Here is a 21101-nt window from a genome sequence, read left to right as displayed (position 1 = left end):
ATTATTGCGCAAATGTTTTTAGTTGGTCTTTTCCCATTAAACCAACGAATCTATTTGCTTCATTTCCGTTTTCTAACTTGATAATTGTTGGGATTGATCTAACTTCAAATCTATCTGCAACTTCTGGTAGTAAATCTGTATTAACTTTAATAAAGTTTACCCCTTCTGTTTCAGTAGATACTTGTTCAAAGATAGGTCCTAACATTTTACATGGACCACATCAGTCTGCATAAAAGTCAACAACTGTTTTTCCACTTGCAACTTCTTGTTCAAATTGTTCTAATGTTTCTACAATTTTTGCCATATTTTTATTCTCCTTTTATAGGATATTGTCTAGTATAAATCTAGCAACTCCATTTTCGTCATTTGACAAAGTTACTTCCTGAGCAACTTTTTTTACTTCATCAATAGCATTTTGCATGGCGATTGGGTGTTCTGCTTGTTCAAACATTTGAACATCATTTACACCATCCCCAAAACAAAATACTGAAGTATTTTGTTCATTCAATCCTAGGTGTTTTAGAGTAGCTGTTAACGCTTCTCCTTTATTGATACCTTTTGTACTTAATTCAAAAACTCTTTCTGTATACTGAATGATTGATAACTCGTCTTTTACAAATTCGAATTCTTTGTAAAATTCTTCTCGTGTTTTATCATCAGCATTTTCTGCAAGTATTATTGTTAAATGATTAACTGGCTCGTGAATGTCTTCAAATGAATCAATTTTTTTGTACTCCATTTGCATTACATCACTTCAGTATTTTGAATTTTCTCCATAACCGTAAACATAAGTTGTTTGGTCTGAAAAATAATGAACCTTGTACTTTCCAATCTTACCATAAGTTTCGTCAAAAATTTTTTTCAACATTTCATTTGAAATGTATAAAGCTCTTATAAATTTTTCTTCTTTAAAATCATAAATATGAGTACCATTGTTAGCTATAACAATTCCCCCCATTTTATCCATTCCAAGTTTAATTCCTTGTTGAAATACAGCATCCTTTGTACTTCTAGCTGTAATTGGTATAAAATAATGCCCACTTTCATAGACTTTTTTCACTGTTTCTAATGTCAAATCACTATAATCATGATTTGATGCTAAAGCTGTTCCGTCTAAATCTGAAAAGATTACAACGTTTTCTTTTAAGTTATTTTTCATAAAAAATCACCTCTATTTATTATAGCAACCTTCCCTGTTTTATACTAATTTATTTGCAAATTTTGCCCCTATAAACATTAGTGTTTTTTTAACAAATTTAATTCTACTTATTGATTTTCACCCTTTTTCTTCTAGGGTTAACTTCTCCAGTTTCATCTCCCAAAAAAGATATTTGATCTTCCAAAGCTTTATGAATTGATTCCATATTAACTGATAATTTAGTAACATTTATAATCGGAATTCCCTTTTTTATAAAATATAGAAAAGACCAATTTATTTGTAATAAATTTTTTGTTGCAAAAATAATAGATATTTCTTCTTCATCATATTTAAAAGTTCTAATACCTTTTTCATCCAAAAATTCTCTAAATTCTTTTACATCAAACTTTTCTGAGAGAAATATTTTGTACTTAGTATAAATATTCAATTCTTCCTTACTTCCCTCAAATATTTTACTTCCATTATATACAACTATATAGTTGTCGATTAAATCAATAATTTCATTAATATTATGCGATGAAACAATTAAAGTTTTATTTAAACTCTTCAATTCTCTAAAAAGGTTATTAATTTTGTTTCTTCACATTGAATCTAAATTGGCACCAGGTTCATCTAGAATATAAATATCTGGGTTATTCAAGAAACACAAAATTAAATTAACTCTATTTTTCATTCCCAGGGAAAAATTTTGTATTCTCTTTTTTCTTGATTCTCATAAATCAAAATATTTCATTCAAAACTCTAGAACCTCTTTTTGGTTTTCTTTCTTCAAACCTGTGTAATTACATCTCATTTTTAAATAATCATAACAAGTAAGTGTTTCTAAAGAAAAATCCACTTGTTGATAAACACCAAGACTTGCATTTGCTTTATACGATTTTGCTCTTTTCCTGTTATACCCTGCAAATGTAATAGTTCCTTTATATTTTTTTATTAAACCCATCATACTGTCAAGAATAACTGTTTTTCCTGAACCACTAGAACCTAATAAGGCTACAAACTTTCCTTGTTCAATAGCTAAATCAATTGGACCTACTACATTATTTTTAAACTTCTTTGTAAAACCTTTAAAAGTTATTATGTGCTCTTTTCTTCTCATTTAATTCAAATCCATTCTATTGAATCTTACTATACAAATCACCAAAAAGAATAGAGAGATGACCAACATCTCAACCATAAAACCCCAAATTGGAGGGTGATTTTTATAAGTGTCTTCTTGGATGGTTCCTAGTTTTGTTAATTCAATTTTATATTTCGGGTATGTTAAAAATAAATTATCTTGTTTAGAAAAATCAATATGTGATCTATTTTTATATTCAAACCAAAAGTTTTCGCTAGATTGTTTTGAATAATAGGTGTATATCGATTGAGAGGATGAAAATATATTTATTAAATATAATCAAGAATTAAAGTTTTCGGTTTTTTTGAACTCCTTATAATCAGCGTTGTTTGTCATTACAACATTTGCATCCTCTTGATTTGTAATGGAATAAAAATCACTAGTGTAATCAATAAAGTAATTTTCAACAATTCTAACCGATAATCTTAAGGGATTATAAACCGCCTCTTCTATAAATAATGATAATTCTTCATCATCAACCCTTAAAGCTAAACCATCATAAATGTTTAAGTAATAATTTTGGTAAATAGTTTTTAATTCTTCAATTTGCATAGCTCTTTTAGAATTTTTGGTTATATTATTTATAAAACTCGAATCCTGCTCACAAGTTTTTGTTAAATCCTGGCAAGGATTTAACACATCTATAAACGCATCAAATTGCTCAATATAATTCTTTTTAAATTCATATGTTGAGGGAAAAAAGTTTTGTATGTATTGAACAAACTCATTAAGTTCCTTAATAACCAAATAATAAGGATGTTCAAGATTTACTTCAACTAAATCTTGGAAACTTTCATAAGTCATAAAATCATCTTTTACCACAACATTAATTTCAACACTATCTCCAACCGATCAGTTAGATCAACCTCTTGGCAATCTTTCTATAACTTGGTTTTTTAAAGTAACTGTAAAATCTTTAGTTTCATTGATTAATCCAAGTTCTTTTCAAATTTCTTTTCTTAGTAACTTACTTTTTTCATTTGCAAACATAGAACCCTTGCTTAGTTTATTTTCTAAAAAACTATCATTAATATATTTCGATAAATTTGGATATCTAATATTTTTTTCTTTTATATTTTTTTGTAAATCTATAAGATTTTTCACTTTAGAAACAGACATGTTTACACCATTATTAAACTCAATATATAACGATTCTTCTTTGGTTTCTTGAAATTTTTGAGGTATCGAAGATATTAACTTTAAAGTTAATATCAATACAGCCAACATTGTTGCTATATTTCTATTTATATAAATCATTGCTGCCACCAACGCTCATAATAAACTTGTAGAAATTAAAGGAACATAAAATAATAAAATTAAACAGTTTCAAATTATTACCGAATTAATATCACCATTGCTGATAAGATCTGCCACAACAATAATTAATGCATTAAAAAATAAGGATATAAAAATTATTAAAATACTTACAACAAAAAATGTAACAATAATTTTTGTTCTACTGTTATTTGATATAACTAACTTCATAACAGTTTTGTCTTCAACTTTATTATTTCAAAAATGCATACACTCCCTTAGTGCCAACAAAAATAACAAAACTGTTACATAAAATATAAAGTAGAAATTAAAGAATATAATAACTTCTTCTTGGTTTATTGCAAATGCTTGAAATGCAATTGCAAAAGTTAAGGTTAAAATTAAAGAAATAACATTTATGACTATTATGGATTTTTCAAGGAAGAGTATTTTTCACAAAAAAGTGAACAATACCCAAAAACCAACTTTTGGTTTTGTGACATCTTTAGTTAGGATTTTTTTTAACATCGCTTAGTGCATTACAAAAAATCTTAAAAACTTTTGATCAATAAAGTTCTTAAGATTTTTAAATAATTTCTACTTTCTTTCAATAATAAATGTATTTTGTCCTCTTATTCCTCTAAAGAAATCTTTATAACCTTCAATATTTCAAGCTTCTATGGTGAATGTGATGTCATCAAATTTTGTCACCAATTTTCAACCACCATTTCGACCCATTTGATCTTCTCCATATCCTGAATAGAATATTGCAAATCCTTCATCCCACACTTCTGCATAAGGATTTTTCTTACCATTGTCATTATCAATTATCATGCTTGAAATTGCTGTTCCTTGTAATGCGGGAGAATAATATTTAGCCACATCTTTATTAATTTTTTCAAAAGGTTTTGTGGGATACGCTTTAAATGAATCTCAAATATCTTTTGTAATTGAATTTTCTTCGTTTTCTTTAATTTTTAAAGCAGCATATCTTTCGCTAGTTTCTTCAATACCTCATAATTTTTGAAGATTTTCTAAAGCCTTTACAACTTCTTGTGAAAATACTTTTTCAGTATTATAAGTGTAAAGTAAATTAAATGAATTTAAACTTATCTCCATTCCAAATGCAGATACAACTATATCACTCAACTCAAAACTTCCATATTCAATAAATTGTTTATTCTGTTCATCTATTAATTCAACACCAAAATTATTGGAAATGATAGTTTTGGCGTTACTTCTAAATTGGTCTTTATCAAAGTTACTAGAATAATCTGTTTCAAAAGCTTCTATTTTGCTTTGATCAGTAATATTTTCATGGTCCTTTAACATTATGGCTTGTTCTACAAAACTTTTTTCACTTAAAGTTGCTGCTATATTTTGCTCACCATATAACCTGTCTAATACTTTAGAAGAGTTTGCAACAAAAGTAATAGCATTTACATCTCCTCCACCAATAATGTCTTTAGCTTGTAAATTCACTATATCATCTAGTTTCTTTTTGTTATCTGCTTTAGAAAAATGATAAAGGGCATCATCATTTTTTGCAGAAAATGCTTGATTATTAGTATCTAATATATCTGAATCTAGGTCAAAAAAATCTTTGTTTTCTTCATAAATTAATTTTGGTAATTTCAAAGCTAATTCTTTAAGAGCATTAAATATACTGTCAGAAGAAACTAAATTATAATTTAAATTTCCTGACAAATACAAATGATCTTCTGTAACATTATTAAAACTATAGTTTAATGCAACCTCTATTTTAAAACTAACAAGATAGTTGCTTTCTTTTTCATCTTCTGAAATACTTTTAGTTATTTCTAAATCGTCTACAATTGAAAAAGATTTATAAATTGAATTTATTCCATTAAATAAAAATGAATACTTTTCAACTTCTTTGAAGTTCTCCAAAAGTGGTTTTAGACTTGAAGCTAGTTTTAGAGAAGTTTCGATGTCTCGATTTATAAGGTTTTTTTGTTCATTTGTTAAATCAACTTTAACCGTTTCTTTATCACCAAGTAGTTGATTTAAAATTTCATCTTTAATGAAACTATTAGCAATTAATGCAGCCTCTATTGTGTTCATTAAAGATTCACTTTTAACTCCATCAATATAATCTCTAATTAAATTATTAGCTTCTGTTAAAAATTCATTTCTTAGAGTTAATTTTTCAGCAGTATCGTCTAACTCTTCTTCCCCGGGCTTTTCATCCTCTACATTGTCGATTTTTGGTGTTTTTCTACATGCCACTACAGTTGAAACTGTGGCAGTTTGTAAACTTATAACTGATAATATACTTAATAATTTTTTCATTCTTTCACTCCTTTATTGTTTGTTTAGGATTGATACTTTTTAATTGTTAAATTTATTTTATTTGAAATATTTTTATAGATCTTCTTCTAATTTTTCTATGAACTTATTTATTTCAACCTCACTTATATAGGTATTTATGTCTCTATTATTGTTGCTATTGTAAAATAGATTCTGTTCATAGTTTAAGTTCGCCTTACTTTCATTATTCTTAATTATTCCGCCCTCAAAATCATATCCTGCATTCATCATGGGCATTTGAGGTTGAGGTTGAAAAGTTTGAACTTGAGGATATAAAGTTACCACAGGTATAATTGGCGGAGGATTATACAAAGGCATATTATTATAGTTGGAGCCTATATTGTAACTCATATAATAGTTTAAATAAGCACACTTTTGTTGAGCTGCAGCCAAATTATCAAACATAAAATAAATTCTTGCAGTTTGGTCAAGCACTCTAAAAACACCATTTATTTCTTGTACAAAGAACATAAAATCACCCCTTATTAGTTTCTAATTGATAAATTAGTATCATTAGTAATTAATAATTTATAAGATTTATATGGTTTATACTTCTAAATAGCCAGAGTTAAATAATGTTTTTTCAATTTTGATTATTATTAATTCTCAAAAAAATATTCTCTTTTATATTTATATACATTTATAATACTTTAATATTCTTTTATTTACAAGCAACCTATAATATAAGTTGCTTGTAAATAAAAGAAATATAAAAAAATCGCTTTTAAGCGATTGGTTTCTTTAATGGTCCGGAATAAGGGACTTGAACCCCCACGTCGTAAAACGCCAGATCCTAAGTCTGGTGCGTCTGCCAATTCCGCCAATTCCGGATATAAAATGGTGTCCCGTATAAGACTTGAACTTATGACCCACTGGTTAAAAGCCAGTTGCTCTACCGACTGAGCTAACGAGACAAAATTGAACAAAAATATAATATCATATATTTTGTGAAAATTTATAAATTTTGAAAAAATATATAAAAACTCTCATTTTTTGAGAGGTTTTATATGATTATTTAATTTTTAAAAACAACGAGTTTATAACAACAGAAACTGAAGATAAAGCCATAGCTAGCGCTGCAATTTCGGGCATTAGTATCCCAAACATTGCCAACGGAATAGCTACAGAATTATAAACAAAAGCTCAAAATAAATTAGTTTTTATTTTACCTAATGTTTTTTTGGCTGCTTTAATGGTTTTTACAACATCTAGTAAATCTTCTTTCATTAGAACAACATCACTGGAATCAATAGCTATTCCTGAACTATCATTTGTAGATATTCCTATATCTGCTTTTGTAAGGGCAACAGAATCATTTATTCCATCACCTACCATAGCAACTATTTTTCCCTGATTTTGGAATTCTTCTACAACTTTAGCTTTTTGTGAAACTAGTGTTTCACTATAAATGGTTTTAATCCCTAATTCTTTCCCAATACTTTCTGCAGCCAAATTACTGTCACCTGTCAAAAGCACAGTTTCAATATTTAAATCATTAATTTGTTTTATAAGTTTTTTAGCGTTTTCTTTTAGTGAATCAGAAACAGAGACAAAAGCAATTATTTTATTATCTATTTCTAAAACAAATACGGTTTGTCCTTTTTGTTGTAATATCTCAACTTGTTGTATGGATCTTTGGTCCATATTAAATCACAACGGTTTACCAATTCTAACAAAATAATTTTCTACATTAGCTTGAATTCCATAACTAGTTACATTTTCAAATGAGTTTACTTGTAGTTGTTTAAAATTATCAACCTTTCAATTTGATATTGCTTTTGCAATTGGATGGTTTGAATTTATTTCAACACTCTTTAGAATGTCAATAGCTAGTTTTCTATCAAATTCTTTATCTAACATTTCAAATTCTTTAACTTCCATTAATCCTTTTGTTAGTGTTCCAGTTTTATCAAAAATAATTGTATTAACTTTAGCAAGTTTTTCAATCATGTTTCCACCTTTAAACAAAATTCCGTTTTGTGCAGCTCTTCCAGTTCCTACCATTATTGCTGTTGGTGTAGCTAAACCTAAAGCACAAGGACATGCAATAACTAAAACTGCAATAGAATTTACAAAGGCAATTTCATTAAAGTTTTTGTAATAAATGGATCAAGCAATAAAAGTTATTATGGTCAAGGTAAAAATAATTGGAATAAATCAAGCTGAAATTTTATCTACAGTTTTTTGAATTTCTATTTCTGAAGTTTGAGCATCTTTTACAAGTTCCACAATTTTAGAAATTGTAGTATTTTTACCAATTTGAGTAATTTCAATTTTTAAATTACCATCATTATTAATACTTGCACCAACAACTTCACTTCCCACTGTTTTTTTAACTGGTTTTGATTCTCCAGTTAACATTGATTCATTTACATAACTAATTCCTTCAATTACAATACCGTCCAACGGTATTGAAGTTCCCGGTTTAACAACAACTATATCTCCAACTTTAAGTTCCTTTAATTCAACTTCAATTTCTTTTCCATCAACAAGTTTAACAGCTTTGCTTGGTAGTAATTTTGTTAAAGATTTTAAAGAGTTTGTAGTTTTATTTTTAGCCAGTGTTTCTAAAACTTTTCCCAGCAACACTAAAGTGATAATGGTTGCAGCTGTTTCAAAATACAACGGGTGAGAAGACATATTTGTTTGTCAGTTATTTTGTGTTGCGTTATAAATACTCAAACCTATTGCAGATAAAGTACCCACAACAACCAAAAATGACATGTTTGTTTTTTTGTTTTTTATTCCATAAAAAACTTCAACAAAAAATTTTCATCCTATCACAAACTCAACCACTCCTGTTAAACTAGCTTGGAAAATGGGATTATGCAGAAACATTGAAAAATCAGAATGATTTTTAGATAACATTAAAACCATAGCTATTCACATAGGTAAAGTCAAAACTAGAGATAGTAAAAATTTTATAGACATAATAGTTAACTCTAAATCTTTAGTTTTAAAATCATTGTCTTCTAAAACTTCTGCTTTATATCCAGCTTCATGAACTGCTTTAATAATTTCTTGTTCACTTAAGTTATCATTTCCTTCAACTTTTAATGTGTTTAAAGATAAATTTACTTTTGCTTTTGATACATTAGCTAAATTATTCACTTTTTTTGTAATAACATTTTTACAATTGGCACAGGTCATACCTGTTATTTTAAAAGTTTCTTGTAACATTTTAGATCATTACTGGATTGTAATTTAATTTTCCAATTGCATCAGTTATTTTATCAATACTTGCTTTAACATTATCAAATTCTATATCAACTATTTTTGCCTCTACATTTACTTCAATATTTTTAACCCCTTTAATTTTTTTTACACTTTTTATTATTTTATTTGCACATCCTTGGCATTTAATTTCTTTAACTTCTAATTTTATGGTTTGCATATTTTCTTTCTCCTTATTTTGATAGTTTATCTATCAAATCTTTTATTTCTTCTAAATGTTCTTCGCTATTATGACCATTTTTAACACAACCATCAATGTGTTCATTTACAAGTTTCTTTGAAACTGATAGTAAAGAACCTCTAATAGCATTAATTTGATTTATTACATCTAAACAGTAAGCATCGTTTGCAATTAAATTAACAACACCTTCCACCTGTCCTTTAACTCTATTTAAATGTTGTGTGTAGGTTTTTTTAACCTCTTCTTGTCTTATTGTCTTTTTCATAATAGCCTCCATAAATATACCCCTAGGGGTATATTGATATATTACTCTTAAATTCGAAAATAGCAACAAAAAAAGCAACATTGTTTGTTGCTTTAATTATTATGAGCTTTATAAGCTTTTAAAAATGAAGACTTTGAATTATATCCACACATTTCAGCTATTTCTTGAGTTGAATATTTGTTTTCTTCTAATAATTTCTTTGCATATTTCATTTTTAAATTTAATGAATATTGTTTAAACGTGAATCCAGATTCACTTTGAACAATTTTATTTAACGTTTCATTTGAAATATCAAATTTTTTACCTATTTCCTTGTAATTTGCAATTCCCTTGTTTTGTTCTATAAACTCAATAACTTCATCGTTCACTTTTTTTGATTTTGAATTATAGGTTTTACCAACAATATACAACTTTTCTAATATCTTTACATCTTTCCCATTTTTTCAACATAAGGTTAAAATAAATTGAACTACTTCATTAAACAAAACCACACTACAAGTAACTATAATAACTACATTGTATATATTGGTTTTTATTGATACTGAAGAGACAATCAATATAGCTAAATACATAATAGCGTATCGAATTTTTGAAAGAAACATTTGTGTTTTAAATGCATCAAAATCTTGTTTTGATTCATTCTTTATTATTCTTTTTACAGTTCTATAGGGAAAAGGAGGATAAAACATTATATATAACCATTTCTTAGAAACTATATTAAATTGACTTAAAAAAGCTACAAACAACATAATAAAAGATAAAAGGGCTATTGATCATGCTGTCACTATAGGAGCTAAGTCAATCCCTTGATAACCAGAATTTATGAAAAAAACTCCACCCATTAATAGAGTGAAAAGCATTAAAATAAAAAGTTTTTCATTTAAAACATTATTATAATTAATTTTTTTCATTAATTTTTACCTTTCTTTAGTTTTCTTAAGTTAAACATAAATATTGATACATAAATTATATATCTAATTATAACTAGAACCAAAATTAAAACACTTATAATATCATACAAAACAATTACAACTGATGCTTTGGAATAAACTTGAACAACTTTGTCTTGTGAAAGTATTTTCCCAAGAGAATGACTTGTAATTAAATTAAAACTTGTTACAACAGTATAAATTAGGCAACCTAATAAAAGCAATTTTAAGACACTCAATTTTAATTCTGAGTTCTTTTTATACCCCATATACATAATTATTAACATGTATATCATAAAGCTAAATTTAATAATATTTTGAATATAGTATTGTTTGTTTCTGTTTTGTTCAAATATATCAAACTTTTGCTCTCCAACCCAAACACCTTTAAAAGATAAAATAATTATTAACTCAACAAGAGTCAAAAACAAAGATACCACTAACAAGTTCATGATAAATAATCTTAAAGTGTTTGGTTTTATTTTAAAATTTTTCATATTGTTTTCCCCCTTACAAAAACAATAATAAGGTAAGAGAAAAAATTTAAAATACTTTACATAGTTTTGACACTCTTTATTGGAAAAATGACACAAAAAAATCCAAACAATATATTTGGATTTTTATAAGTTATCTCTATTTTCTTTAAATATCAAGATACAGGCAATTATTAAAATAATTCCTGAAATCATATTAAATACTCAAAAAATTCAAGTTACTAACAATCATGAAAAAAGAATAACTAGTATTGCATATGTAACACCAACAATAGCACCCACAAATCAAACTGACATTTTTTTACCAAAAACAATTAAACTTAGAATTGCCAATAGTCAAATTAGATTACATGTTATATAAATAATTACTAAAATATGTCCTGTTGGATCATATGCATTAAGACCTTGCGCTATAGGTTTAAACAATATGTAACTTAATATTTGAGTTATTATACCTACTGTACACCCTACAATTGCAAGAATATAGTTACTTTTCTTCATAGCTTTGCCCTCTTTATATTTAATTATTACATAAAAAAACAACCTCTAAAAGAGATTGTTTACATTTCTTCTGAATGGTGCTGATGATAGGACTTGAACCTACAACCTACTGATTACAAGTCAGTTGCTCTGCCAATTGAGCCACATCAGCGTAAAAAAATGGTGGAGTGCGACGGGCTCGAACCGCCGACCGCCTGCTTGTAAGGCAGGAGCTCTCCCAACTGAGCTAGCACTCCACAAATAAAAAAATAATGGTAGCCTGTACGGGGTTCGAACCCGTGTATGCACGGATGAAAACCGTGTGTGTTCACCGCTTCACCAACAGGCCATATAAAATGGCGGCTTTTGCAGGACTCGAACCTGCGACCAACCGGTTAACAGCCGGTTGCTCTACCAACTGAGCTAAAAAGCCATTAGATAGAAAAATCTCACTTATTCATAATAGCATAATTGGTTAGCGAAATGCAATATTTTTTTATTAATTTTTAAATTTTTTGCCTTAGTTAAAGGACAAGATTTATATTAATATATTTTTAAATATTTAGCAACTATTTTTTCGAAAAAAATAAAAAAATTTTTACAAATTGTAAATATATTTTATATCCTTAAAACACTATAAAACAACAAATACTTAATATAAAATATTATGGTATATAAAGGACGGGAAATAGTAATGAATTTTTTTAAAAAAGATGGCACTTTTTGAAAATTTAAAGTACCAATATTTGTCTTGTTTTGTTTATCATTAATACTTTTTATAATAGCTTCTTTTTATGATCAACAAATGGCAGATGTAACATTTAAAGTTTTTAATAATAAGTTTTTAAAAGCATTAACAGTTTTTATGGATGAAATGGGGTTATACATCTTTGAACCAATAGCATTTATTTTATTTGCTATTTGATGAGAAAGTTTCATATATTACCAAAATAAACATGCAAAAAATAACTTTGTAAGAAATAATAAGTGAATCCACTATTCTTATTACGTACTTGCACTAAGTATTTATATTGGAATTTTGGTTTCTCAATCTATAACAAGATTTGAAAACTGAGATAATGGTTTTGGTCATGATAGAGATGCCAAAATTATGGACACAATACTTTATAGATATTGAGCTTATGGAGTTGTTAGAGTAATACAAACTTCAATTGTACTTATAAGTACTTATTACTTAAGATTTGTTTTTTCAAAAAGAAGCGATGTTTTAGAACAACAATATTGAGTAGATTCATTTAAAGCTTTGCTATATATGATGATACTTGCTTTCTTTATAATGATAGTTAAATGAAGCTTTGGACGACCTTTTTGATTTCATGTTCATTTTTCAGAAATATTGGCTGAAAAACAAAAAGAAGATCCAAGTTGAGTTTATGACAACACACATATTAATTGAGGTACTGGAGTTGACGGTACAGGGCCTGTAGAATATTATCCTTGATGAAAACCAAATCACTTCTTTGATAGCTTAAAGTACTGATTTTTATCAGAAGCTGATAAAAGAAAAGTTACAAACGTTTGATATGCAAGAGCATTTCCTTCAGGACACACAAACTCAACTTTTGCAGCATTTGGTTTATGATTTTGTTTTATAGGTGAACATAAGGGAAGAAAAATGACAAATAAAAAAGTTTGAATGCTTGCATTTTGTTTTATACTTCTTTGTACAATGAAATATAGTTTATTTATCATGGGATTCCATTGAATTACAGATTTAGAAATATCTACAATTTTTGCAATACTTATGATTCCTGCAATTAATTCACTTGTTGATAGACATATGACTTTCTATATAAACAAATTTAGAACAAAAGTCTTAAAACAAGAATTAAAAGCAACAATTGTTGATACCAAAAAAGGCTTTTGATTATGTTATCAATGAAGTTATGGTATACAACCAATTGGTTGATACTCAAACTCAAAAGATAAGGATTCAAAAATAGCTAAAGTAATTAAACGACACAGTTTAGTTAAATAAAAAAAATGTTCTTACATATTGTAAGAACATTTTTTATAGACTAGCAACTTTGGTTGCTTTTTTACATTTTGTTGAAATTAACAATAGTTTGTAAGTTGCCCAAATAGATCAAGGAACCATTAAAGCACTTGCAAAGAATATAACCATTAACAATGGTGGCATACCTTGAGTTTTAAAATCAAAGAATTCATTTAATTTTTCAAATGGCAGCATTGTAAGAACTGATAAAGTCAAAGCAACAGCCATCAAAATTAATAATCATCTATTTGGTTTATATCTATCCACCACAACTTGGTTTTGTCCATCAGAATTGATTGGCAAGAAGAAGTTATTGTATAAAATAGCATAGAAGATTGGTGAAAACATAACAGCTACATAAACTCCTGTTTTACCATAGTTTTCAGCCAATTCTAAGTCTCCCGGTAAATATCAAATTGAAATTTGATAATTTAAAACTGCAAATAAGGTATTAAAAGTGGTTGTAATTATCATTTGAATAACAATTCCTTTTAATAACGTTTCTCGCTTATGTTTTGGAGGTTGATTTAACATAACCCCTTTTCTTTCTCTTTGCATTCCAATTGGGATTGCTACAATTGTTTCAACCACAAAGATGTGGAATAGAATATTTACTGAGTTTAAAGCCAATGATTGATGAATTGCTAAAATTAAAAGCAATGTTAATACTTGGCTTAAGTTTGCAGCAATTAAGAATGAGATAGAGTATTTAATTTTTTCATAAACGTTTCTTCCTGAGTTAACCCCAGCAATAATTGATTTAAAGTTATCGTCACTTAAGATTACATCACTAACTTCTTTAGAAACTTCTGTTCCTGTAATTCCCATAGCAATTCCAACATCTGCTTTAACTAAACTTGGAGAGTCATTTACTCCATCTCCTGTCATAGCAACAATGTTGTTATCTTCTTGTAAAGCTGTAACAATTAAAGCTTTATGTTCTGGATTAACTCTTGCAAATACATTTGTAGTTTTTAGTTTTTCTTTTAAGTCTTCATAACTTAACTCTTCAATATCTTGTCCTGTTATTACGTCTTTATAGTATTCATTAGATATTCCAAGTCTTGAAGCTATTTCAAAAGCAGTAATTTTATGATCTCCTGTGATCATAATTACTCTAATTCCCGCACTGTGAGCTTCTTTAATTGAATGTATTACTTCTTCTCTTGGTGGATCTATTATAGCTGCCACTCCTAAGAAAATTAAATCTTGCTCATATAAATCATCATCATTTATCAATTCTTTATATGAGAAACCAATTGTTCTCATACCTTTTTTTGCATATTCATACATTTGGTTTTTAATTGTTTCAACATCAGTTGAAGTTAATTCGCTAACTTTACCATCAATATTTTTAAATTTACATGATTTAACTAAATAATCTACAGCCCCTTTTGTGTAAACTATTTTTTTGTCATCAACTTGACAAACTGTTGTCATCATTTTTCTCTTTGAATCAAAAGGAATTTCATCAATTCTTTTATGAGTTTTTCTTAAATTTAAATACTTAATATCATATTTTTTTAGCATTTCAATTAATGCAAGTTCTGTTGCACTACCTATTTTTTCATCCTTGTGAATTAAGGCATCACTACATAAAGCTAAACAATTTGTAACATATTCACTTTTTGAAAAATCAAGTTCTTCGATGTTACTACTTTTCATGTTCATAAATAAACTATCAACATGCATTTTGTTTTGTGTAAGTGTTCCAGTTTTATCAGAACAAATAACATTTACATTACCAAGTGTTTCAATTGATTTTGGATTTTTAATTAAAACATTTTTTCTTGCCATTTTTTTAGTTGCAACCATTAAACAAATTTTTACAATAATTGTTAATGATTCTGGAATAACACTAATTGCAGAAGAAACTGCAATTAGAATTAATTTACTGTAACTTTCAAATTGTTCTGGGTTTGTAGCTCAGTCTAAATTATTTTTAATTAATAAAGTTACTCCAAATAAAATTAAACCTAAAATAACTGAAATTAAACCAATAACCACAGTTAATTTAACAACTTTTCTTTCTAAAGGAGTTGTTTCTTTTTTGGTATCAGTAATTTTTGTTGCAATTTTTCCAATTTCTGAGTTAGGACCTGTTCCAAAAACAACTCCCATCATTTTACCTTCAACTACTAATGTTGACATAAAAGCAATGTTCTTTTGGTCACCCAATACTAAGTTTTTTTCTTTAATGATCTCTGATATTTTATCAACAGATTCATTTTCTCCAGTTAATGCAGATTCATCAATTTTTAACATTTGATTATCTACAATTCTTGTATCTCCAGGAACAAAATCCCCAGATTTAATAAAAATAATATCTCCAGGAACTAGTTCTTCAATATCAATTTCTTTTTTATTTCCATCTCTTAAAACAACAGCAATTCTCTTTTTATCTCCAAGAGAAGCTACTTGATTGAGTGATTTTCACTCTTGAACTGTTGCTATAAAAGAGTTTGAAAGAACTATAACTGCTATAATTGTTATTCCTGCAATGTCTGGTGGTGTTATTTCACCAGACACTAAAGAAACAACTAATGAAGCAAGTCCCGCAATAACTAACATTATACTTAATGGATCTAAGAAAGATTTTAAAAATATAAGCACGATATTTGGTTTTTTAGGTTGTGGTAAAGTATTTCTACCAAATTCCTCTAATCTTTTATCTGCCTCATTTTGTGTTAAACCTTTGTGTTGATCGGTTTTAAGAATTTTTAAGATTTTCTCATTAGATAATCTATGTCATTCTTTTTGATGGCTTTCTACCTCAACGGAGAGAGGAAGTTCACCCTTTTTATTTTCTAAATTCATAATATTCACCTCTATGAAATGTCTACAAAAATAATCTTACTCCTTTAAAAATAAGTGTCAAATTTTTGACCCCATTATTATGTAGTGTTTATCTTTTATAATGATAAATTAAAAAAAGAAGCACTATCCAATAGTTACTTCTTCTTCTAAATATGAGTAATTTTGTTTATTTTTTGGTTTTGCAAAAGCCAATAATGTATTTGAAATACCCAATTGACCAACAAACATGGTAATTACAAGCATCATTTTACTTATAACTCCCATTTCTAAAATTTGTGCATTTGAGAATGGTTGGAAACCAACGGTTCCAAAAGCACTACATACATAAACTATCAATTTTATTATGGTGTGTTCTGTTCCTAAAACTTCCATTCCTCCTTCTTCTCCAGGAGATATAGGTTCTACTGTAATTCTATCTAACATTTTGTTTGAATCTATGTATACAACAAAGATACTTGCAATAACAATAAAGAATGAAATTAAAACTACAGCAAAACTTCTTTTTACTATTTCATCTGGTATTTTTCTTTTAAATGCCTCTACAGAGTTTTTATTTCTTATAATAGAGAAAATAGCCAATACACAAATTGCAAATGTTGTAGTACGTATTCCTCCTGCAGTAGAACTTGGTGCACTACCAATAAACATTCATATAGCCATAATAAACTTTGAACCTGCTGTAAAGTGGTTAATATCTACTGTTGAAAATCCAGCATTTCTACAAGAGGTGACATTAAAAATAACATCAAAAATCCACTTGGCAGTTGCTTTTTTAACAGTTAAACTACTGTCAACATACATAATTTTACTTTTTTCTAAAGTTAAAGTTTCTGACATAATTACAAAAACTGGTCCCATTACCAATAAAGTTGTATAAACCACAAAGTTTAATTTAGTAAACAATGAGAACTTTACAGTTTTACCACTTTTTCTAGCTTTTATTTTTTTCTTTATATCATGATAAGTTGGATATCCAAGTCCGCCAATAATTCATTGAACCATAAACACTGATTGTAAAAAGTATCCTGAATTTCCTGTTTGATTATAAGGTTTTAGTGATGCATTACTCAATACATCAAAACCTGCATTATTTACAGCACTCACTGAGTGAAAGATTGAAAATCAAAGTGATTTTCCAAAATCATTATATGGATTTGTTACATCAAAACTTGTACCATCAAATGTTGCTGTTGTCGCCATTGGTGTAAAGTAAAACCCAAAGAATAAAATGAATGAACCAATTATTTCGATTGTGGTAAGAAAGATAAAAGCATCTTTTATCATTTCTACTGTGTTTCCTAAGGTACCACTACCACGTTCTGATTTTGCAACATATTGGTCATCTAATGAGATTTTCTTATTTAAAAGAGCTAAAAACACTATTTTAATAGTCAATAACCCTATCCCTCCAATTTTTATCATTAAAAGGATAAATAATTGGCCCATAAAACTATATTGAGTATTTGTTTGTAAAATAGTGATCCCAGTGTCTGAAATGGCACTTGATGCTGTAAACATACCTGTTATAAAGTTTCAATTTGACTCTTTATCTAAAACTATACCTGGAATACTTAACAAGAATCCTCCAATAAAAATAGCTAATAAATAACCTACAATTATTTTTCCACTAATTTTAGATAAAGGTCATCAGTTTTTAAGCTTTCAAAAGAAGCTTTTCTCTTCTTTTTCAACCTTTCTGCGTTTCTTTATTCCTCTTATTTTCTTTTCTTTTTTGCTTTTCTTTTCTTTAATATCAGTATTCATTTTATCCATTTTTAAACTCAACTCCTTATGAATTGAAAACCTATCTTAAATTATACAACATTCTTAAAAAGAGTTGTATAATTTAATGAGTAAGAAAGTTGAGGCTTGAATTATATGGCTAAAAAGAAAAGTTTTGCAATAATTGGTGCAAGTAATTTTGGATTATCTGTTGCAAAAACACTAGATGAAAAGAGACAAAATATCAAAATCTTTGATATAAATGAAGAGAAGTTAAATCTTCATTTAAGTGATTTTGAAGCTGGTGAAGCAATTGTTTTGGACTCAACCAATAAAAATGCTTTAGAAAAAAACGGAATAGCACAATTTGATTGTGTAATTGTAGCTTTTGGTTCTGATATGGAAGCAAGTATATTAACTGTTTTAAACTTAATAGACTTAGAAGTTGAAAACATCATTGTAAGTGCTCGTGATAAACACCACAAAAGAATTTTATTAGCACTTGGAATTGAAGAAGACAAGATCATCATCCCTGATGTACTTGCAGGAAGATTAATAGCAACAAAATCATTATTTGATATTGATGGAGATGTTCAATCAACTGATGGAGAATACAGTTTTACCCACATTATGGTAAAAAATGAAGAAGTATTTGACAAAACCATCAATGAAGCTGGGTTAAGTACTAACAAAGACTTTAACATAGTTCAAATTAAACGTAATGGAAAAGTTGTTATTCCTGATGAATATACAGTTTTAAAAGAAGATGACTTTATTGTTATGTTTGCAAAAAACAACATGGTAAATGACTTAATTTTAAAAATTCGTGGGGAAATGGAAGAAGAGTAATAAAAAATACAAGCTTGTATAGTGGGAAAAAATAATTCTACACTTAAACTTGAACATTAACACCAGCAGCAGGTGCTGGTGTTTTTCAATTCAAGTTCTTTTGTATTCTTTCGTTATTATATCAATTTATATATCATGATATATGTTTTGTTATATCTTTAATATTCATTTGTTTAGTATTTATATGATTCAAATATTCTCCCTTTAGGCAACAAAAAAAGTATTCGATTTCTCTATTGTCTAATGAATTACCAACTCTTCCCATTGAAGTTTTAGCCCTTACTTTTTTTAATGTTGCTAAAACACTTTTGCTAGAATATTGAGCACCATGATCTGAATGGAAAATAAATTCAGTTCTATTTAAATTGTTAATTGTGTCAGTCACCAATTGATTATCGTTTATGGCAGATAATTTTCAAGACTCTATATAATTAGTTTTGTGATTAATTGCAGCAGATAAATAAATATTTTTTCCTTTAAATTTGCAGGGATGTAGGATACATCTGTTGCAATAATGTTATCTACATCAGGATTATAATTCCTTTTAACTAAATCATTATAACGAACGTTGGTATTTTTTGATTCAGCTTTTCTTTTTTTCTCCTTGTTAGAGTAATCAAACCTCATCTAAACATATAGTGTCTTAAGGTTCTATCAAAAATGTCGACTCCTAGTTCATTTAAAATTACAGCAATTTTTCGACTACCATAAATTTTTTTCGACAAATTAAAAATACTTTCAACTTGTTCTCTTAAATGATCGTACTTATATTTTCTTGTGACTTTGGCTTTGTAATAACTAGTTCTATGAAATTTTAAAATCTTTGGTATTAAATGCTTCCTTAAATGGCAAAAACTATCTAAGGAATTTTTATTTCATTTATCTCTTTGTTCTTTTATTCAACTTTCTATAATTTCTCTTTTTTCATCTTTATTTAATTCATCGATTATTGATGGAATATCTGAATCATCGCGGCTTTTAGGTCTTCCGCTACCTTTTGTTCTAATTAATGCGTTCATACCTTTATTATCTACTAAATAGACTTTTGATTTGATAACTCTTTGAATATAACAATTTTTTGTGGTCTTACCTGTTAATTGCTTATATTCATTTACAGCTTTCATCAAACCATCTTCTTTATATATTCCTATAATAAAAATCCATTGATTTATTGTTAAGTTTTTAGACATAAAAAAATTCTACACTTCCTTTCAGATGTGTAGAATTATTTTTTCCCTGTTTATTGCGCTTGTATTTTTTTAACCTTCAAATTCACCGTAATAGGTGAAAGTTAATTTTATTGACCCTATTAGATATTGAGTGTAACCATTTTCTGGGGCTGAAACTGCATTTAGCATAGCCTCATATTCATTATCGGTACCATCTATTTTTTTTATTACCATGTTTTCTACATCAAGGTCATTAACTAAAACAGGAAGATAATTCAATCTATTAGAAAAATTTCTTGTAATAAATTGTGTGAATATGTCAAATCTTTTTATACTTTTCAAAGTATCTAAATTTGTTTGAGTTTTTCCTCCAAAAAATGTTGACATATCTTCAATTGTCTTTTGACCGTCTCATTCAGGAACAAATTTTTCAATTTTATACGTTAAAACCAGTTCACCGTAAAATTTGTCTCTATCGTTTTTATCGAAATCGCCAAATTTTAAGGTGATTTGATTATTATTAATTTCAAAATTTTCTTCATTTAACATACCATCAGCAATATCATTTATACTTGAAATTAAATTTAAATTATTAAAAATAACCTTCATTAGAATTGTTTTAATTCTTATATCACTAATAGCTCCTAAATCTGTGTTTTTAATCATATCGTCTAATTTTTTAGAATTTGTAATTTTTTGTTGAACAATAATTTTATCGTTATCATTTAATTTGTTTGTAATAGTAAAGGTATATGTACCATTTTGAAGCAAATTATCATCCAAACCTTTAGATAATAACATTTTGTTTCTAACTACACTTCATTCCATATCATCAACATTATAACCACATTCATTAAAATAAAAGTTTATTTCGTCAATTAGATCATATGTATAATTAAATTTATTTATATCAATTTTATCTTCTGTAAAATTAACATAACCTGTTTTTTTAATAGCATAAATAGGCTCCGGTCTATCTAATGTTTCCACTCACGGTTCTCTTGAGGAGCAAGAGATTGTTGACAATGAAATGGGTATTATAGTTCCTAAAGACCCTAATAAAGTAATTAATTTTCTCAT

The 21101-nt window shown here is 27.5% G+C and carries 19 protein-coding genes and 6 tRNA genes; 2 read left to right on the top strand and 23 right to left on the bottom strand.

Annotation, left to right across the window (positions count from 1 at the left end; translation table 4 throughout):
* Position 1 precedes the first annotated feature (1 nt).
* The 18 genes from trxA to SCHIN_RS00925 form a co-directional block, all read right to left on the bottom strand.
* Positions 2 to 304 (bottom strand): thioredoxin, encoded by a 303-nt coding sequence (trxA, locus tag SCHIN_RS01010; RefSeq protein ID WP_166507785.1) that lies wholly within the window; start codon positions 302 to 304, stop codon positions 2 to 4.
* A 15-nt stretch (positions 305 to 319) separates the two neighbouring features.
* Entirely contained in the window at positions 320 to 1159 is an 840-nt protein-coding gene (locus tag SCHIN_RS01005) for a Cof-type HAD-IIB family hydrolase (RefSeq protein ID WP_166507784.1), read from the bottom strand.
* Positions 1160 to 1262: 103 nt separating this feature from the next.
* Complete coding sequence (locus tag SCHIN_RS01000) at positions 1263 to 2258, bottom strand: ABC transporter ATP-binding protein (RefSeq protein WP_166507783.1); 996 nt, start codon at positions 2256 to 2258, stop codon at positions 1263 to 1265.
* The gene (locus tag SCHIN_RS00995) at positions 2259 to 3803 is read right to left on the bottom strand and encodes a hypothetical protein (RefSeq protein ID WP_166507782.1); all 1545 of its coding nucleotides are present in this window, start codon (positions 3801 to 3803) and stop codon (positions 2259 to 2261) included.
* Positions 3804 to 4130: 327 nt separating this feature from the next.
* Positions 4131 to 5846, bottom strand: a complete 1716-nt coding sequence (locus SCHIN_RS00990; RefSeq protein ID WP_166507781.1) for a lipoprotein — start codon at positions 5844 to 5846, stop codon at positions 4131 to 4133.
* A 72-nt stretch (positions 5847 to 5918) separates the two neighbouring features.
* Entirely contained in the window at positions 5919 to 6335 is a 417-nt protein-coding gene (locus SCHIN_RS00985; protein WP_166507780.1) for a hypothetical protein, read from the bottom strand.
* Positions 6336 to 6609: 274 nt separating this feature from the next.
* Positions 6610 to 6694, bottom strand: a tRNA-Leu gene (locus SCHIN_RS00980).
* An 8-nt stretch (positions 6695 to 6702) separates the two neighbouring features.
* Positions 6703 to 6778 (bottom strand) — tRNA-Lys (locus SCHIN_RS00975).
* Between the two features lie 97 nt (positions 6779 to 6875).
* Positions 6876 to 9044, bottom strand: a complete 2169-nt coding sequence (locus SCHIN_RS00970; protein ID WP_166507779.1) for a heavy metal translocating P-type ATPase — start codon at positions 9042 to 9044, stop codon at positions 6876 to 6878.
* 1 nt (position 9045) lies between these two features.
* Positions 9046 to 9258 carry a heavy-metal-associated domain-containing protein gene (locus tag SCHIN_RS00965; protein ID WP_166507778.1) on the bottom strand — a complete coding sequence of 71 codons (213 nt, stop codon included), beginning with the start codon at positions 9256 to 9258 and terminating at the stop codon, positions 9046 to 9048.
* A gap of 13 nt (positions 9259 to 9271) precedes the next feature.
* On the bottom strand, positions 9272 to 9544 hold the full coding sequence (locus SCHIN_RS00960; RefSeq protein WP_166507777.1) for a metal-sensitive transcriptional regulator: 273 nt from the start codon (positions 9542 to 9544) through the stop codon (positions 9272 to 9274).
* Positions 9545 to 9636: 92 nt separating this feature from the next.
* A complete protein-coding gene (locus tag SCHIN_RS00955) occupies positions 9637 to 10455 on the bottom strand; it encodes a helix-turn-helix domain-containing protein (RefSeq protein WP_166507776.1) in 819 nt (272 codons plus the stop codon).
* The gene (locus SCHIN_RS00950; protein WP_166507775.1) at positions 10455 to 10970 is read right to left on the bottom strand and encodes a hypothetical protein; all 516 of its coding nucleotides are present in this window, start codon (positions 10968 to 10970) and stop codon (positions 10455 to 10457) included. Before SCHIN_RS00950 ends, SCHIN_RS00955 begins: the two co-directional genes overlap by 1 nt.
* Before the next feature lie 123 nt (positions 10971 to 11093).
* Positions 11094 to 11468, bottom strand: a complete 375-nt coding sequence (locus SCHIN_RS00945) for a hypothetical protein (RefSeq protein ID WP_166507774.1) — start codon at positions 11466 to 11468, stop codon at positions 11094 to 11096.
* Positions 11469 to 11543: 75 nt separating this feature from the next.
* Positions 11544 to 11619: transfer RNA gene (locus SCHIN_RS00940), tRNA-Thr, on the bottom strand.
* A 9-nt stretch (positions 11620 to 11628) separates the two neighbouring features.
* A tRNA-Val gene (locus tag SCHIN_RS00935) sits at positions 11629 to 11704 on the bottom strand.
* A 16-nt stretch (positions 11705 to 11720) separates the two neighbouring features.
* Positions 11721 to 11796, bottom strand: a tRNA-Glu gene (locus SCHIN_RS00930).
* Positions 11797 to 11804: 8 nt separating this feature from the next.
* A tRNA-Asn gene (locus tag SCHIN_RS00925) sits at positions 11805 to 11880 on the bottom strand.
* A gap of 261 nt (positions 11881 to 12141) precedes the next feature.
* On the opposite strand from SCHIN_RS00925, the gene SCHIN_RS00920 reads away from it, so the two are divergent.
* Positions 12142 to 13446, top strand: coding sequence for a phosphatase PAP2 family protein (locus SCHIN_RS00920; protein WP_166507773.1), 1305 nt, complete (start codon positions 12142 to 12144; stop codon positions 13444 to 13446).
* Between the two features lie 33 nt (positions 13447 to 13479).
* On the opposite strand, the gene SCHIN_RS00915 is transcribed toward SCHIN_RS00920, so the two are convergent.
* Positions 13480 to 16281, bottom strand: coding sequence for a cation-translocating P-type ATPase (locus SCHIN_RS00915; RefSeq protein ID WP_166507772.1), 2802 nt, complete (start codon positions 16279 to 16281; stop codon positions 13480 to 13482).
* Positions 16282 to 16404: 123 nt separating this feature from the next.
* On the bottom strand, positions 16405 to 18054 hold the full coding sequence (locus SCHIN_RS00910) for a TrkH family potassium uptake protein (RefSeq protein WP_166507771.1): 1650 nt from the start codon (positions 18052 to 18054) through the stop codon (positions 16405 to 16407).
* Between the two features lie 105 nt (positions 18055 to 18159).
* Between SCHIN_RS00910 and SCHIN_RS00905 the strand changes: the two genes are divergently transcribed.
* A complete protein-coding gene (locus SCHIN_RS00905) occupies positions 18160 to 18852 on the top strand; it encodes a potassium channel family protein (RefSeq protein ID WP_166507770.1) in 693 nt (230 codons plus the stop codon).
* 43 nt (positions 18853 to 18895) lie between these two features.
* Here the strand turns inward: SCHIN_RS00905 and SCHIN_RS00900 are convergent, their stop codons facing one another.
* The 3 genes from SCHIN_RS00900 to SCHIN_RS00890 form a co-directional block, all read right to left on the bottom strand.
* Positions 18896 to 19237, bottom strand: a complete 342-nt coding sequence (locus SCHIN_RS00900) for an integrase core domain-containing protein (RefSeq protein WP_166507769.1) — start codon at positions 19235 to 19237, stop codon at positions 18896 to 18898.
* Positions 19238 to 19400: 163 nt separating this feature from the next.
* A complete protein-coding gene (locus tag SCHIN_RS00895) occupies positions 19401 to 20042 on the bottom strand; it encodes a hypothetical protein (RefSeq protein ID WP_166507768.1) in 642 nt (213 codons plus the stop codon).
* A 69-nt stretch (positions 20043 to 20111) separates the two neighbouring features.
* Complete coding sequence (locus SCHIN_RS00890; protein WP_166507767.1) at positions 20112 to 21101, bottom strand: hypothetical protein; 990 nt, start codon at positions 21099 to 21101, stop codon at positions 20112 to 20114.

This window comes from Spiroplasma chinense, assembly GCF_008086545.1.
Taxonomy (GTDB): domain Bacteria; phylum Bacillota_I; class Bacilli_A; order Mycoplasmatales; family Mycoplasmataceae; genus Spiroplasma_A; species Spiroplasma_A chinense.
This window is presented reverse-complemented; position numbering and strand designations above follow the sequence as displayed.